Origin of the sequence: Candidatus Accumulibacter similis, from assembly GCA_013347225.1 — a bacterium.
GTDB classification, from domain to species: domain Bacteria; phylum Pseudomonadota; class Gammaproteobacteria; order Burkholderiales; family Rhodocyclaceae; genus Accumulibacter; species Accumulibacter similis.
This window is the reverse complement of sequence record CP054595.1, coordinates 2,018,415-2,032,470: the sequence shown is the minus strand read 5'-3', so window position 1 is coordinate 2,032,470 and position 14,056 is coordinate 2,018,415. Positions and strand designations below refer to the sequence as shown.

The window sequence follows — 14,056 nt, the reverse complement described above, 5'->3', positions numbered from 1 at the left end:
ACGCGTGTGAACACCTTACAATATCGCATCCTGATGCTGCTGGGCGTGCTGGCCCTGGTGCTGTCGGTGATCAACGCACTGCTGTTCAGCAGCAACCGGGAAGCACAGAATGAGGTGAGCGCACGCGCTCAGTACATCCAGCAGAGTCTGCAGCTCGAGCCGCTCTACCAGTCGCTGGTCAAGTCGCTCGCCGATCTCGCAGCCAGGGACGGCGACACGCAACTGGGTGAGTTGCTGGCGGCGCAGGGGATCAGCTTCAGCGCCGCGCCAGCCACCCCGAGCCGATGACCGACATGAACGACAGCAACGACGTGAACGAGCAACAGTCCAGCAACGTCTTCGTGCCGATCTGCCTGCTGGCTGTCGCGATGGTCGTCTGGTCAGGCTTCCAGGCGAGCCAGCTCTACCAGGAGCGAAGCAGCCTGGCCAACCTGCGCAGCAATCAGGAGACGACATTCCGCAACGCCGAAAAGATGCGGGCGCAACTCGAGGCACTCGCCAGCGGCACGCAGAAACTTGCCACCGCCGGCAACCGGAATGCGCAGGCGGTAGTCGGCGCCCTGCAGCAGCGTGGCATCACGATCAATCCGGACGCGAAGAACCCGCAGTAACCGACCGTTTGCCGGCGATGGCTGCCAGCCAGGCGGGCTGACGACCTTGCCCCTCCAGCTTGGCTGACCGGGCCGCTTGCGCCGCACTCCGGCACCCTCGCGAAGCGACCATGAATCTTCTGAAGACCCTCGCCACCGTCAGCAGCATGACCATGTTGTCGCGGATTCTCGGCTTCGTCCGTGACTTCGTCGTCGCCCGCACCTTTGGTGCCGGCATGCTGACCGACGCCTTCTTCGTCGCCTTCAAGCTGCCGAACCTGCTGCGCCGGCTGTTTGCCGAGGGGGCTTTTTCACAGGCCTTCGTGCCGGTCCTCGGCGAGTACCGCAACAGGCGCGGAAATGAGGCAACCCGGCAGCTCGTCGACCGCGTCGCCAGCCTGCTCTTCCTGATCGTCCTGCTGGTCACCCTGCTCGGCATGGCGGGAGCACCGCTGCTCGTCTACCTGTCGGCACCAGGCTTCACCGACGACCCGGCGAAGTTCGCGTTGACCGTCGACCTGACGCGCATCACCTTCCCCTACATCCTCTTCATGTCGCTGGTGGCCTTCGCCGGCGCCGTCCTCAACACCTGGAGCCGCTTTGCGATTCCGGCGTTCACGCCGGTGCTGCTGAACGTCTCGTTCATCCTCATGGCGCTCTTTGCCACCCCCCACTTCGCGCCGCCGGTGATGGCGCTGGCCTGGGCGGTGTTCATCGGCGGCGCGCTGCAGCTCGCCCTGCAGATTCCCCACCTCAAACGCATCGGCATGCTGCCGCGTTTTTCACTGTCGCTGCGCGACGAAGGGGTACGGCGCATCTTCCGCCTGATGGCACCGGCAATCCTCGGTGTTTCGGTGGCGCAGGTGAGCCTCCTTCTGAACAACATCTTCGCCTCCTTTCTTGCCACCGGCAGCGTCTCCTGGCTCTACTACGCCGATCGCCTGATGGAGTTCCCTGCCGGCCTGCTCGGCGCCGCGCTCGGCACCATCCTACTGCCCTCACTGGCGCGCTGCCATGCGGCTGGCCAGACCGACGAATACTCGCGACTGCTCGACTGGGGACTGCGCCTGGCCTTCCTGCTCGCTGCTCCGGCAGCGGTGGCGCTCGCCATCCTGGCCGTGCCGCTGATCAGCAGCCTGTTCCACTACGGTGCCTTCACCAGCCACGATGTCCTGCAGACGCGTGACGCACTCGTCGCCTACAGCCTCGGCCTGCTCGCGCTGATCCTCGTCAAGATCCTGGCACCCGGCTTCTACGCCCGACAGAATGTTCGGACGCCGGTGCGCATCGCCATCCTGACCCTCTGCGTGACGCAGCTCCTCAACCTGGTATTCGTCGGCTGGCTCGCCCATGCCGGGCTGGCGCTGGCAATCGGACTGGCAGCCAGCCTGAACGCCGGCCTGCTCTACCGTGGATTGCGCCAGCATGGCGTGTATACCCCGCAGCCAGGCTGGCCGCTGTTCTACACCCGGCTCAGCTGTGCCCTGGCAACGATGGGCACCGCACTCTGGTTCGCAGGCGGGAACGCCACGGACTGGCTGCAGTGGGGGCTTGGCCAACGCCTGTGGCGCCTTTCCCTGATCGTGTGCTTCGGCGCCGCCGTCTATTTCGCTACACTATGGGTTGCCGGCTTTCGCCTGCGTGACTTCAGACGCAGCGCGGCAGAATAACCCTTCAGGAGGACCAGACATCATGCAATTGACCAGCACCAGTTTCAGCGACGGTGAACGGATCCCGGGCGAGTTCGCCTTCTGCATCCCCGATCCCGCGCACCACGTGTGTCTCGGCAGCAACCGGAATCCGCAGCTCGCGTGGAGCGACGTGCCGGCAGGCACGCGCTCCTTCGCCCTCATCTGCCACGACCCGGACGTCCCGAGCAAGGGCGACGACGTCAATCAGGAGGGCCGTACGGTCCCGGCATCTCTGCCACGGGTGGATTTCTTCCACTGGCTGCTGATCGATCTTCCGGCTGACCTGCGGCAGATCGGCGAAGGCGAGTTCTCCAGCGACGTGACGCCGCGCGGCAAGGCCGGTCCGCACACGGCGCACGGCGCGCGGCAGGGGATCAACGACTACACGGCATGGTTTGCCGGCGACAATGACATGCGCGGCGACTACTACGGCTATGACGGCCCCTGCCCACCCTGGAACGACGAGATCGTCCACCACTACGTCTTCACGCTCTTTGCTCTCGATGTCGAGCGTCTCGATGTGGATGGCAAACTTGGGGGGCCGCAGGTGCGCGCCGCATTGCTGGGGCACGTGCTGGCCGAGGCACATCTCACCGGCACCTACTCTCTGAATCCCGCGGTCGGCGCCTGAAGCAGCGTAGCCGCGTCTCACCGACAAACGGCGAGGCCGCCCGTGGGCGGCCTCGCCGTTTCTTGTGCGACGCAGCCGCTGCAGCGGCTGCGCGCGTGCTGTTACTGCGTTAGCCGCTCACTGCACGCTGACCTCGACACGACGCGCCTCGGCCGGATCACCGCTACCGGACGTCACGACCGGCTTGCGCAACTCGATGCGCTCCTCGCCGATGCCGACGTTCTTGAGCGCATCACGCACGGCGACGGCGCGGTTCTTTGCCACTTCCTCGTTGGTTGCCTGGCTGCCGCTCGGATCGTGGTATCCCGAGATGGCGAGGCGCGCGCCGGGGTTGGACTTGGCATGGGCGACGACCGCCGCCAGCGTCTGCGCCAGGTCGGCCGGAACTTCTGCCGAATTCACCGCGAAGAACACCTTGGCCACCGGCACGGCGACCACGACCGCCATCGGCGCCGGCGCCGCGGCTGCCGGCTTGGCAACCGGGGTCGTCGGGGCCATCAGCGGCACGATCATCAGGGCGACGATGTTGATGATCTTGATCAGCGGGTTGACCGCAGGGCCTGCCGTATCCTTGTAGGGATCGCCGACGGTGTCGCCGGTGACCGCCGACTTGTGGGCATCGGAACCCTTGCCGCCGAAATGGCCGTCTTCGATGTACTTCTTGGCATTGTCCCAGGCGCCACCACCCGTGGTCATCGATATGGCGACGAAGAGGCCGGTGATGATCGTTCCCATCAGCAGGCCGCCGAGTGCCTTCGGACCGAGCAGGAGGCCGACGAGGACCGGCACCAGGACCGGCAGCAGCGACGGCACGATCATCTCCTTGATCGCTGCCGCGGTCAGCATGCCGACGGCGCGCGAGTAGTCGGGCTTCGCCTTGCCCTCCATGATGCCCTTGATCTCCTTGAACTGCCGGCGCACCTCGATCACCACCGAGCCTGCGGCGCGGCCGACCGCCTCCATCGCCATGGCGGCAAAGAGGTAGGGGATGAGGCCGCCGAGGAAGAGACCGATGATCACCATGTGATCCGACAGGTCGAAGCGCAGGCTGCCGGCAAAATTCGCTTCCAGGGCGTGCGTATAGTCAGCGAAGAGGACCAGCGCAGCCAGGCCGGCGGAACCGATCGCGTAACCCTTGGTCACCGCCTTGGTCGTGTTGCCGACGGCGTCGAGCGGATCGGTGACATCGCGCACCGACTTCGGCAGCCCGGACATCTCGGCGATACCGCCGGCGTTGTCGGTGATCGGACCATAAGCGTCGAGGGCGACGATGATGCCGGTCATCGACAGCATCGACGTGGCGGCGATGGCGATCCCGTACAGGCCGGCAAGCGCGTAGGTGATGTAGATCGACGCGCAGACGGCGATCACCGGCAGGGCGCAGGCCTTCATCGAAACCGCCAGGCCGGCGATGATGTTGGTGCCGTGACCGGTGGTCGAGGCCTCGGCGACGCGCTTGACCGGCGAGAAGTCGGTGCCGGTGTAGTATTCGGTGATCCAGACGAGAACGCCGGTGAGAGCGAGACCGATTGCCGCACACCAGAAGATGCTCATCGAGGAGATCAGGCTGCCGTCAGCCAGGGTGACGCCAGAACCGAGCATCATCGTGGTGATCGGATAGTAGGCGACGAGTGCCAGGATGCCGGCGACCGCCAGACCGCGGTAGAGGGCATTCATGATCTTGCCGCCGTCGTTCGACTTGACGAAGAAGCAGCCGATGATCGAGGCGATGATCGACACGCCGCCGAGAACCAGCGGGTAGACGACGAGGTTGTCATTGGCACCGACGACGCCCTTGAGCATCATCGCGCTGAGCACCATCGTCGCCACCACGGTCACGGCATAGGTCTCGAACAGGTCCGCCGCCATGCCGGCACAGTCGCCGACGTTGTCACCGACGTTGTCGGCAATGACCGCCGGGTTGCGCGGATCATCCTCCGGAATGCCCGCCTCGACCTTGCCCACCAGGTCGGCACCGACATCCGCACCCTTGGTGAAGATGCCGCCCCCGAGACGGGCAAAGATCGAGATCAGCGAGCCACCGAAGGCCAGTCCGACGAGCGGCTCGACCGTATGCTGCAGGTCCGCGCCGGAGCCTTTGAGAACGGCGTAGTAGCCCGCCACGCCGAGCAGGCCGAGGCCGACGACCAGCATGCCGGTGATGGCGCCGCCCTTGAAGGCGACGTTCAGCGCGGCAGAAATGCCGTTGCGCGCCGCTTCGGCAGTCCGTACGTTGGCACGTACCGAGACGTTCATGCCGATGAAGCCGGTCGCCCCCGAGAGCACCGCACCAATCAGAAAACCCATGGCCATGAGCTTGCCGAGGGCGATCCAGATCAGCACGAACAGCACCGCACCGACCACCGCGATCGTCGTGTACTGCTTGGCGAGATAGGCTGAGGCCCCTTCCTGAATCGCCTTGGCGATTTCCTGCATGCGCGGGTTGCCGGCCGGCAACGCAAGAATCCACTTCGTCATTGCTGCGCCGTAGAGCACTGCAAGGACCGCGCATACCAGCGCGAACATCAATCCTGTCGACATGAACTACCTCCCTCTGTAGATTACCCTGCCCGCAGCACGAACCCCCGCGGGCCCAACTTCCCCACACGGCAAGAAAAGAAATAAACGCGAGCCTGAAGCCGCCCTACGTGCATTCGAGCCAACAGCGCGATACCGGCGCGCACGCCGCCACCAGCACGGGCCAGTTGCGGCAGCCACCGCCGGTAGCAGCCGCGACGACTGGTACAACAGTGGCAAGCGAGCCTCCTGCGCGTGCTTGCCAATCCGGCCGCTGCTGCACGATCATCGCCCGACGCCTATTGCAGTGCCTCGAAAGCCGCCCGCCGGATGTCCTCGACACTGCCCACACCGGCGATCCTGCGGCATCGCGGTGCCTTCGGGTCGCCGCTGGCGGCCCAGGCATGGTAATAGGCCAGCAGAGGCTTGGTCTGCGAATGGTAGACCTCGAGCCGCCGCCGGACCGTCTCCTCCTGGTCGTCGTCGCGCTGGATGAGATCCTCGCCGCTGAGGTCGTCCTTGCCGGCTACACGCGGCGGGTTGAACCGAACATGGTAGGTGCGGCCCGACGCCGGGTGCACCCGGCGACCACTCATCCGCTCGATGATTTCGGAATCGGCAACATCGATCTCGAGAACGTAATCGATCGCCACGTCAGCGAGCTTCATCGCTTCGGCCTGCGGCAGCGTCCGCGGAAAGCCGTCGAACAGGTAGCCGGCGCGGCAGTCATCCTGGCGCAGACGATCGGTGACCAGACCGATGATGATCTCATCCGACACCAGCCCACCGGCATCCATGACTTTCTTCGCCTCGACACCCAGCGGTGTCCCCGCCTTCACCGCTGCGCGCAGCATGTCGCCGGTGGAGATCTGCGGGATACCGAACTGCTCCCGGATGAACTGGGCCTGGGTGCCCTTGCCGGCACCCGGCGCGCCCAGCAGGATGAGTTTCATGGTTCGCCTTCCTAGCCTAAACAAACGGTGACTTGATGCTTTACTTCAATCACTTGCATCATGACAAGCGGGCCGCTGCAACACGTTGTCGTGACCGACAGGCGGAAACTTACCTGCAAACGGGCGCAGGGTCAAACCTTTTTGAACCATTCCTGCATGCGGCGGGCGTCCTCCGCCGTATCGACGCCGGCCGCTGGCAGGTGATCGACAATCGCCACGCTGATGCGAAAGCCGTGCCAGAGTGCGCGCAACTGCTCGAGCGCTTCGATGCTCTCCAGTGGCGACGGAGCCAACCGGCTGTAGGTACGCAGGAAGTGCACCCGGTACGCATAGAGGCCGATGTGACGATAGGCCACCATGGCGCGTGGCAGCGTTTCGCCCCCGGCCTCGCGGGCAAAGTGATCCCTGGCATAGGGGATCGGCGCGCGCGAGAAATAGAGGGCATCGCCGCGCGCCGAGACGACCACCTTGACGATGTTGGGATTGAAGAAGTCTGCCGCGTCGGCGACCGGATGGGCAACGGTGGCAATGTCGGCACCGCTGGCAGCCAGGCACGACGCCGTGCGGACGATCAGTTCCGGGTCGATCAGCGGCTCGTCGCCCTGGACATTGACGACCAGTTCGTCTTCATTCCAGCCGGACAGGGTGACCACCTCCGCCAGGCGATCCGTGCCGCTGGCGTGGTCCGGACTGGTCAGCAGCGCGCGCAGGCCATGCCGCCGGACGACCTCGAGAACCTGCGGGTGGTCGGTGGCGACCACCACCTCGTCGGCGCCCGCGAGGAGCGCGCGTTCGGCGACCCGCACGACCATCGGCTTGCCACCGAGATCGAGCAGCGGCTTGCCGGGCAGTCGGCTGGAAGCGTAACGGGCCGGAATGACGACCTTGAACCGCATCGTGACCTCGCCCGGCGGAGCCTTCACACCTCGTCGCTGGGCAGCGGCCGCGCTTCGTCGGCGAGCATGATCGGAATGCCATCGCGCACCGGGAACGCCAGTCGACAAGGTTTGCAGAGCAGTTCCGCCGCCGCCTTGCGATACTCGAGATTGGCCTTGCAGACGGGGCAGACCAGAATGTCAAGCAGGCGCGCGTCCATTGAGTTTCTCCAGAATTTTCTCGAGCAGACCAGGCTGACCCGGGCCGGCGCTCAGCACCGCCTCGACGGGCAGCGCCCAGGCCTCACCCGGCACCAGCCCGGCACATTTTACCGCATCTTTCTCGGTCATCAGCAGCACGCCATCGGCGGCGAAGGACAGGTCCGCTGCGCGGTAGCGGTGGTGATCGGGGAACGGATGTTCCTCGAAGTCGAGATCGAGAGCCCGCAGCTGCGCGAAGAAGCGTCGCGGATCGCCGATGCCGGCAATCGCGTACAGCCGTCGTCCGCGCAGCGAATCGGCGCCGCAAGTGCGCGCCTCGCCAGCGACGGCGACGAAACGCTGACCGGCGAGGCGCATCGACACCTGCGGCAAGGCCGCTGCGAGTTCCTCGATGCGGTGCTCCCGGCTGCCATTCCAGACGACTGCGTCCGCTTCGCGCAGGCGCTGCACAGGCTCGCGCAGGGGACCCGCCGGCAGCAGCCGGCCGTTGCCCGCGCCGCGCCCATCGAAGACCACCACTTCCAGCGATCGCTGCAGGCGATAGTGCTGCAGACCATCGTCGGAGACGATCACATCGCAGTCCGGATGCGCTGCAAGCAAGGCATGCCCGGCGGCAACCCGATCGGTGCCGACGAACACTGGCACGCCGCTGCGCCGCGCCAGCAGAAGCGGCTCATCGCCGACTACTGCCGGTTGCGAATCGGCGGCAACCGGGTGTACCGACCCCGCCGAACCGCCATGTCCGCGACTGATGATCCCCGGCCGCCAGCCGGCCTCGCGCAGGTGGCGAACGATCCAGAGGACCAGAGGGGTCTTGCCGCTGCCACCGACGGTCAGGTTGCCGACGACCACCACCGGCACCGGCAGGCAGGCGGCTGCCAGCAGGCCGGTGCGGTAGAGCCGCCGCCGCAGCCCGACCAGCGCGCCGAACAGCCAGGAAAACGGCAGCAGCGGCCAGAGAGCGGACACCAGGCGGCGCTCATACCAGCAGTCGGGCAGCCGCCGCCGCACGCCCGCGGCGGCCATCAGTGCGGCGACTGGGTGGCGAACGATATGCGCGGATAACCCGCCGTCTGCGCCGCCTGCATGATGTCGACGACGCTCTGGTAGTTGGCCTTGGCGTCGGCGTTGATGACCACCACCGGTTCGCGGAGGTCGCCGGCAGCGCGCCGCAGCGCCTCACTGATCGACTGCACACTGGCCGACGCCAACGGCGCCTTGTTGACCAGCACCTGCCCGGCCGCGGTCAGGACCACAGTGATCTCCTTCGGCGGCTCATCCGGCTTGCTCGCGTCGGCCGTCGGCAGGTTGATCTCGAGCCCGGAAAACTTGGAGTAGGTAGTGGTCAACATCAGGAAGATGATGATCACCAGCAGGACGTCGATCAAGGGAATCAGGTTGATCTCGGGAACGTCGCTGGTGCGCCCACGTCGGAAGTTCATCGCCAGCCCCTCCCGTCAAGCCTTGCGTTCGCCGTGCAGGACCTCGACCAGACGAACCGCCTGCTGCTGCATCTCGACGACGTAGCCGTCCACCAGTGCCCGGAAATGGCGCCAGAAGATCATACCCGGAATGGCAATCAGCAGCCCGAAACCGGTGTTGTAGAGCGCAATCGAAATCCCGTGCGCAAGCTGGATCGGGTTGTTGCCACCGGGCGCCTGCGAGCCGAAGATCTCGATCATGCCGACGACGGTCCCGAAGAGGCCCATCAACGGACTGATCGAGGCAATCGTGCCGAGCGTCGTCAGGTAGCGCTCCAGATCATGCAGTACGACCGCACCGGTTTCCTCGATCGCTTCGCGCATCACCTCGCGCGAGCTGCCGACGTTGCGCAGGCCGGCGCCGAGGACCCGACCAAGCGGGGAATGCGCCTCGAGATTGCTGACCAGTGCCGCCGTCGCACCATTCTGCCGGTACTCGGCGATGACTCTCTGCAGCAGCCCGGCAGGGACGACCTTGCTGCGCCGCAGCGCCGCCAGGCGCTCGATGATCAGTGCCACGGCAATGATTGAAGCCAGCAGCAAGGGCCAGATCGGCCAGCCAGCAGCCTGAATGATGGAAAACACCGTTTGCTCCGCAAGATTGGGACAGGCGGGCACTTTAGCCTGCGCCGACGCCTGCGGCAAGCCCCGTCCGCGGCAGCGAACGGCAAAGGCGACTCGCGGCGCGGCGGGATTGTCCCCATCATCTGTGGACAAGTCACCGCACAGCCTGTTGGTGAGGACGACAAGTGCCGAATGCGGATGATTTTTCCCGTCTGCCGGAAAAGCGGGCAACTGGCGACGACAGCGCCGCGGCTGCCGCTGGCGGGATCGTTGCGGCACACCGGCGGCGAGCGCGGGCAGGATGCAGCGATGTAGAATCCCGTCATGGAAGATTCCTTGCCTGTCGCCGCCACCTTCGACCCGACACCGCCGGTGATCCCGGTGTCCGTGCTCAACCGCCTGGCCCGGGAACGTCTCGAGGCCGCCTTCCCGCTCTGCTGGGTCGCCGGCGAAGTATCGAACCTGAGCCACGCCGCTTCGGGACACGTGTATTTCTCGCTCAAGGACAGCGCGGCGCAGGTCCGCTGCGTGATGTTCCGCAACCGCGCGCAGTTGCTCGGCTGGCGCCTCGAGAGCGGCCAGCACATCGAGGCACGCGTGCTGGTCACCCTCTACGAAGCGCGCGGCGATTTCCAGCTCAACATCGAGGCGGCTCGCCGCGCCGGCATGGGCAACCTCTACGAGAGCTTCCTTCGCCTGAAGGAAAAGCTCGAACGCGAGGGCCTTTTCGCCAGCGCGATCAAGCGCCCCCTGCCGGCCTTTCCGCGGCGTATCGGCGTCGTCACCTCGCCACAGGCAGCTGCCCTGCGCGACGTACTGAGCACGCTCGGCCGACGTGCCGGCCAGGTGGGGATCATCGTCTATCCGACGCCCGTCCAGGGCGACGGCGCTGCCGCCCTGATCGCCGACGCCATTCGCCGTGCCGGCGAGCGCGCCGAGTGCGAGTTGCTGATCCTCTGCCGCGGCGGCGGCAGCCTGGAAGACCTGCGGGCGTTCAACGACGAAGCGGTGGCGCGCGCCATCCGCGCCTGTCCGTTGCCGGTCGTCAGCGGCATCGGCCACGAGACCGACTTCACGATTGCCGACCTTGCCGCCGATCAACGCGCGCCGACGCCGACCGCGGCGGCCGAGCTGGCCGCCCCGGAGCGCAGCGCGCTGTACGCGCGCCTCGTCGCCGATCGACTCGCCCTGCAGCGCCGGGCCGCACAGCTCGTCAACCAGCGCGCACAGCAACTCGACTGGCTGGCGCGCCGCCTGCAGCACCCGGGGCAATTGCTCGCGCGCCAGCAGGAGGGGCTGCGAAACCTGCAGCGCCGCCTCGACGCCGGCCTGCTGCTGTGCAGCACACGGGCGCGCGGAACGCTGGCCAACCTCGGGCATCGGCTGCGACAGCAGCGCCCCGCTGTGGCGCGGCAGACGCTCCATCTGCAGTCGCTGGCGCCGCGACTTGAGCGGGCGGCGCGGCGGACGCTCGATGGCAGGGCGGCCGACCTGGGCCGCCTGGCTGCCAGCCTGTCGCACCTCGACCCGCGGGCGGTGCTGGCGCGCGGCTACAGCATCGTCACCAACCGCCAGCAGCAGATCGTCCATGCCGGCTCGATGCTGGAACCTGGCGAGGAAATCGCTGTCTTCTTCCACCGTGGACGGGCGGACGCTGCGGTGCTGACCGTTTCTGCCGACGACGGCCGGCTCTGACCACGCGGCACCGAGCCCGGCAGCCAGCGCAACGCAACAGCGCCTGCTCACCATCGACCCGTCCCGCATGCGGGCGAACCGGCGTTTCGCGATGCCGGGCTGCGAAGCCTGGTGCAACGGTGCCGGGGCGCAATTGCCAGCAAGGCAGGGCAAGAATAGAATCCCGGCGGAGCACGTGCTTTGACGGGGACTGCACAGCGGTCCTGCCCGCAACCCCTCTTGCTTCAGACAATACTTACGGAGAACACGCATGGAACACAAGTTGCCGCCACTGCCTTTTGCCATGAATGCACTGGCACCGCACATGTCGCAGGAAACCCTCGAGTATCACTACGGCAAGCACCATCAGGCCTATGTCACCAACCTCAACAACCTGATCAAGGGAACCGAGTACGAAGAACTCGACCTCGAAGCGATCGTCCGCAAGGCGCCGGCAGGCGGCATCTACAACAACTCGGCCCAGGTCTGGAACCACAGCTTCTTCTGGAACTGCCTGCGGCCAGACGGAGGTGGCGCCCCGGGCGGTGCTCTGGCAGCGGCGATCGACGCCCGCTGGGGCTCCTTCGCGGAGTTTGCGAAGGCCTTTCAGGCGTCGGCAGTGGGCAACTTCGGGTCGGCATGGACCTGGCTGGTGCGCAAGCCGGACGGCACGGTCGATATCGTCAACATGGGCGCCGCCGGCACCCCGCTGACGACCGCCGACAAGGCGCTGCTCTGCATCGACGTCTGGGAGCATGCCTACTACATCGATTACCGCAACCTGCGACCGAAGTTCGTCGAGGCATTCCTCGGCAGCCTCGTCAACTGGAGTTTCGCCGAGCAGAACTTCGCCTCCTGAACGCAGCAGGGCGTCGTTCGGCGCCCCGCATCGGCAGCAGGAAAAGGGGTCCGCAATGCGGACCCCTTTTCCTGTCCGGCAGTTGCACGCCCCGCCTGCCGCCCGCATGGCGACGAGCCACAGGCCACGATCCCGCCTCGCGGCACGAATCGGTCACGGTTTTCGCGGGGCGGCCGGCGTGCAGCGCTGAAGCAGGCCGAGACGCTGCCCGGCCGGTCAATCAGAACGGGATGTCGTCATCCATGTCCTCGAAGCCGGGCGTCTTCCTGGCTGGCGCGTTGCGCGCCGCGCCAGCGGCGGAACTCGCCGTCGAGGGCATGCTGCCCCCGTACTCGGCCTCGCCGGCGGCGGGCGCCCCCATGCCCTCGCGACTCCCCAGCATCTTCATCTCGTTGGCGACGATTTCGGTCGTGTAGCGCTCGTTTCCTTCCTTGTCCTGCCACTTGTTGGTGCGGATGCGCCCTTCGACATACACCTGACGCCCCTTCTTCAGGTACTGCCCGGCCGTTTCCGCCAGCTTGCCGAAAAAGACCACGCGATGCCACTCGGTGTACTCCTTCAGTTCGCCCGACACCTTGTCGCGCGTACGATCGGTGGTCGCCATCCGGATGTTGCAGACGGCGTCGCCACTGGGTAGGTAACGGGTTTCCGGATCGGCTCCGAGATTGCCCACGAGGATCACTTTGTTGACCGAAGCCATGTCGCCTCCCTGAACGGTATTGGAAAAATCGCAACGATGATGGGAACTTTCAGGCTGCCGCCGGCCGCTGGCGCACTGCCGGCATGACCATCGTCAGGCCGAGCATCAGCCACACCAGTGTCAGCAACGCACCGCCCGCCCAGACGGCACCGGGACCGGCGTACTGGGCGAGAACACCACCAAGCACCCCGCCGAGGAACAGCCCAAGCGCCTGGGTCGTATTGTAAACCCCGAGTGCCGCCCCCTTGGCGTGTGGCGGCGCGATGCGCGAAATCAGCGACGGCTGCGTGGCTTCGAGAATGTTGAACGAGACGAAGAACAGCATCAGCCAGAAGGCAAGGCCGTAGAGGCCGCCGGCAAAGAGCCCGAAACCCGCCTGCACGCAGAGCAACAGGACAATCGCGCCGTTGAAGATCAGCTTCATGCGGGCGAATCGCTCGGCGGCGATGATCGCCGGCACCATGATGAGGAAGGAGATCAGCAGGGCCGGCAGGTAGACCTTCCAGTGCTCGGCAACCGGCAGACCGCCCGTCCTGACCAGTTCGGCCGGCAGCAGCACCCACATCGCGGTCAGCATCAGGTGCAGGGCGAAGACACCAAAATTGAGTCGCAGCAACTGCCGGTGCGACAGCACTTCGACGAAGCTCGGCCATGCCGGCTGGCGCGGCATCATCGGCGCCGCCGGGACCACCCGCAGAACGACGAAGATTGCCAGCAGGGCCAGCCCGCCGGTGAGCGAGAAGATGCCGGGCATACCGATCGCCGCATAGAGCAACGGCGCGCCGACCATCGACACGGCAAACACCAGGCCGATCGACGAGCCGATCATTGCCATCACCTTGGTCAGGTGTTGCTCGCGCGTGAGGTCGGCGGCCAGTGCCGTGACCGCCGCCGAAATGGCACCCGCACCCTGCAGCACGCGACCGGCGATGACGACGTAGATGTCGTCGGCGCAGGCAGCGACGAAGCTGCCGATGACGAACAACAGCAAGCCGAAGACGATCACCGGCTTGCGGCCGAAATGGTCGGAGGCCGCGCCGTAGGCAATCTGCAGGCAGGCCTGGGTCAACCCGTAGGCCCCGAGCGCCACACCGACGAGCGCCATGTCCTTGCCCGACGGCAGGTCGCTGGCGTAGAGCGCAAAGACCGGCAGGATCAGGAACAGGCCGAGCATGCGCAACGCGAAAACCGCCGCCAGGCTGATGCCGGCGCGCCTTTCTGTGCTGCTCATGCGGTCGGTGCTCGAGGCGGACATGGGATTTGCTGCCGAACTGCGGAATTGCGTATATTAGCAGGTTT

15 protein-coding genes are annotated in these 14,056 nt (G+C 66.1%); 6 read left to right on the top strand and 9 right to left on the bottom strand.

The annotated features are described in order from the left end of the window. Window positions 1-6 precede the first annotated feature (6 nt). From HT579_09435 to HT579_09420, 4 genes are all read left to right on the top strand, one after another. A complete protein-coding gene (locus HT579_09435) occupies window positions 7-288 on the top strand; it encodes a hypothetical protein (protein ID QKS29112.1) in 282 nt (93 codons plus the stop codon). Window positions 289-293: 5 nt separating this feature from the next. Beyond that, window positions 294-611, top strand: coding sequence for a hypothetical protein (locus tag HT579_09430; protein ID QKS29111.1), 318 nt, complete (start codon window positions 294-296; stop codon window positions 609-611). Between the two features lie 110 nt (window positions 612-721). Beyond that, on the top strand, window positions 722-2,260 hold the full coding sequence (murJ, locus tag HT579_09425; protein ID QKS29110.1) for a murein biosynthesis integral membrane protein MurJ: 1,539 nt from the start codon (window positions 722-724) through the stop codon (window positions 2,258-2,260). A 22-nt stretch (window positions 2,261-2,282) separates the two neighbouring features. After that, window positions 2,283-2,912, top strand: coding sequence for a YbhB/YbcL family Raf kinase inhibitor-like protein (locus HT579_09420; GenBank protein QKS29109.1), 630 nt, complete (start codon window positions 2,283-2,285; stop codon window positions 2,910-2,912). A 117-nt stretch (window positions 2,913-3,029) separates the two neighbouring features. On the opposite strand, the gene HT579_09415 is transcribed toward HT579_09420, so the two are convergent. The 7 genes from HT579_09415 to HT579_09385 all read right to left on the bottom strand — a co-directional run bounded on the left by HT579_09415 (window position 3,030) and on the right by HT579_09385 (window position 9,545). After that, complete coding sequence (locus HT579_09415) at window positions 3,030-5,453, bottom strand: sodium-translocating pyrophosphatase (protein ID QKS29108.1); 2,424 nt, start codon at window positions 5,451-5,453, stop codon at window positions 3,030-3,032. A 275-nt stretch (window positions 5,454-5,728) separates the two neighbouring features. Beyond that, window positions 5,729-6,382, bottom strand: a complete 654-nt coding sequence (gene adk / locus HT579_09410) for an adenylate kinase (GenBank protein QKS29107.1) — start codon at window positions 6,380-6,382, stop codon at window positions 5,729-5,731. 131 nt (window positions 6,383-6,513) lie between these two features. Then, on the bottom strand, window positions 6,514-7,278 hold the full coding sequence (gene kdsB / locus HT579_09405) for a 3-deoxy-manno-octulosonate cytidylyltransferase (GenBank protein ID QKS29106.1): 765 nt from the start codon (window positions 7,276-7,278) through the stop codon (window positions 6,514-6,516). A 23-nt stretch (window positions 7,279-7,301) separates the two neighbouring features. Further along, on the bottom strand, window positions 7,302-7,478 hold the full coding sequence (locus HT579_09400; protein ID QKS29105.1) for a Trm112 family protein: 177 nt from the start codon (window positions 7,476-7,478) through the stop codon (window positions 7,302-7,304). Then, a complete protein-coding gene (locus HT579_09395) occupies window positions 7,459-8,505 on the bottom strand; it encodes a tetraacyldisaccharide 4'-kinase (GenBank protein ID QKS29104.1) in 1,047 nt (348 codons plus the stop codon). The genes HT579_09400 and HT579_09395 overlap by 20 nt, the downstream gene beginning before the upstream one ends. Next, window positions 8,505-8,921, bottom strand: a complete 417-nt coding sequence (locus HT579_09390; GenBank protein QKS29103.1) for a biopolymer transporter ExbD — start codon at window positions 8,919-8,921, stop codon at window positions 8,505-8,507. Before HT579_09390 ends, HT579_09395 begins: the two co-directional genes overlap by 1 nt. Before the next feature lie 15 nt (window positions 8,922-8,936). Next, on the bottom strand, window positions 8,937-9,545 hold the full coding sequence (locus tag HT579_09385; GenBank protein ID QKS29102.1) for a MotA/TolQ/ExbB proton channel family protein: 609 nt from the start codon (window positions 9,543-9,545) through the stop codon (window positions 8,937-8,939). 303 nt (window positions 9,546-9,848) lie between these two features. On the opposite strand from HT579_09385, the gene HT579_09380 reads away from it, so the two are divergent. Both HT579_09380 and HT579_09375 read left to right on the top strand, forming a co-directional pair. Continuing rightward, on the top strand, window positions 9,849-11,219 hold the full coding sequence (locus tag HT579_09380; protein QKS29101.1) for an exodeoxyribonuclease VII large subunit: 1,371 nt from the start codon (window positions 9,849-9,851) through the stop codon (window positions 11,217-11,219). Window positions 11,220-11,469: 250 nt separating this feature from the next. Beyond that, window positions 11,470-12,057, top strand: coding sequence for a superoxide dismutase [Fe] (locus HT579_09375; protein ID QKS29100.1), 588 nt, complete (start codon window positions 11,470-11,472; stop codon window positions 12,055-12,057). 220 nt (window positions 12,058-12,277) lie between these two features. Here HT579_09375 and ssb read toward each other — a convergent pair whose 3' ends face one another. Then, the gene (ssb, locus tag HT579_09370; GenBank protein QKS29099.1) at window positions 12,278-12,757 is read right to left on the bottom strand and encodes a single-stranded DNA-binding protein; all 480 of its coding nucleotides are present in this window, start codon (window positions 12,755-12,757) and stop codon (window positions 12,278-12,280) included. 49 nt (window positions 12,758-12,806) lie between these two features. Beyond that, window positions 12,807-14,012 carry an MFS transporter gene (locus HT579_09365; protein ID QKS29098.1) on the bottom strand — a complete coding sequence of 402 codons (1,206 nt, stop codon included), beginning with the start codon at window positions 14,010-14,012 and terminating at the stop codon, window positions 12,807-12,809. Between the last annotated feature and the right edge of the window lie 44 nt (window positions 14,013-14,056).

Coding starts and splice junctions, on each gene's coding strand:
- HT579_09390 (QKS29103.1), bottom strand. CDS start 8,921: ATGAACTTCCGACGTGGGCGCACCAGCGACGTTCCCGAGATCAACCTG.
- HT579_09365 (QKS29098.1), bottom strand. CDS start 14,012: ATGTCCGCCTCGAGCACCGACCGCATGAGCAGCACAGAAAGGCGCGCC.
- HT579_09420 (QKS29109.1), top strand. CDS start 2,283: ATGCAATTGACCAGCACCAGTTTCAGCGACGGTGAACGGATCCCGGGC.
- HT579_09380 (QKS29101.1), top strand. CDS start 9,849: ATGGAAGATTCCTTGCCTGTCGCCGCCACCTTCGACCCGACACCGCCG.
- ssb (QKS29099.1), bottom strand. CDS start 12,757: ATGGCTTCGGTCAACAAAGTGATCCTCGTGGGCAATCTCGGAGCCGAT.
- HT579_09430 (QKS29111.1), top strand. CDS start 294: ATGAACGACAGCAACGACGTGAACGAGCAACAGTCCAGCAACGTCTTC.
- HT579_09395 (QKS29104.1), bottom strand. CDS start 8,505: ATGGCCGCCGCGGGCGTGCGGCGGCGGCTGCCCGACTGCTGGTATGAG.
- HT579_09400 (QKS29105.1), bottom strand. CDS start 7,478: ATGGACGCGCGCCTGCTTGACATTCTGGTCTGCCCCGTCTGCAAGGCC.
- HT579_09375 (QKS29100.1), top strand. CDS start 11,470: ATGGAACACAAGTTGCCGCCACTGCCTTTTGCCATGAATGCACTGGCA.
- kdsB (QKS29106.1), bottom strand. CDS start 7,278: ATGCGGTTCAAGGTCGTCATTCCGGCCCGTTACGCTTCCAGCCGACTG.
- murJ (QKS29110.1), top strand. CDS start 722: ATGAATCTTCTGAAGACCCTCGCCACCGTCAGCAGCATGACCATGTTG.
- HT579_09415 (QKS29108.1), bottom strand. CDS start 5,453: ATGTCGACAGGATTGATGTTCGCGCTGGTATGCGCGGTCCTTGCAGTG.
- adk (QKS29107.1), bottom strand. CDS start 6,382: ATGAAACTCATCCTGCTGGGCGCGCCGGGTGCCGGCAAGGGCACCCAG.